The 722-nt window shown below is 57.9% G+C and carries 1 pseudogene; it reads right to left on the bottom strand.

From position 1 onward, the window contains the following. Window positions 1-236 (bottom strand): annotated as a pseudogene (locus G8767_RS35255) (IS30 family transposase); the annotation flags it as partial. Window positions 237-722 lie beyond the last annotated feature (486 nt).

Below are 722 nucleotides of genomic sequence, written 5' to 3'. Positions count from 1 at the left end.
CTGTCACCGGCGGCGATCCCACGGGAAATCTCTTCACGCTCCCCGGCCGTGAGATGAGATGCTCGCCGACGACGTGGGAGCGGCCGGATACCGCCGGATTTACGCAGGAACCGGCCGATCTGAGGGACACTCTCCCCGAGGACCCGCCCGGTCGCACTCAGCGAATCACCGCGACGCCACATCTCCCAGATCGTGTTCTCTTGATCCATAGTGAACCCGAGCGCCTTGTTGCCCATCCATGCCTCCACGATCACGCATCATCTCACCAGTAGTGATGCGTTGACGTGTTGAGACCAAGACTGTTTTTGAATGGTGTTGTGTGCCAATGTGTTTCGTTATTTGTTTGGTGTAGAGCCGGTTTGACGTGTTATGCACGATCGTGTTTTTGTTGGCGTCTAATTATGTTGGGGGAGTGGGGTTTACGGCGTTACCGGTTTTCTGTTTGTTTTGCGGTTTGGTGGGTGGGGGTGTATGATTGGGAGCATGATGATGACGAGGCAGTGGACGCGAGACGGGGCACTTTTCGTGACCCTTCCCCTCCTCCCCAGCCTCGTTCGGGTGTCGGGTACCGGTTCAGACGTTGCGATGAATTCGATTGGTGAGAACCAAAATTCGAATCTCAGAGGAGCGAAGCGACTCGATCGACGGCAACGGCACTCGACCCACTGCGAGCCGCGCAGCGGCTCCCTGGCGGGGAGCGAAGCGACTCGCTTCCCGTCTCC

The organism is Rhodococcus sp. IC4_135 (assembly GCF_011602025.1).
Classification (GTDB): domain Bacteria; phylum Actinomycetota; class Actinomycetes; order Mycobacteriales; family Mycobacteriaceae; genus Rhodococcus_F; species Rhodococcus_F baikonurensis.
Note: the sequence above shows the minus strand (reverse complement) of the source record. Positions and strands in the feature narration are given on the sequence as shown.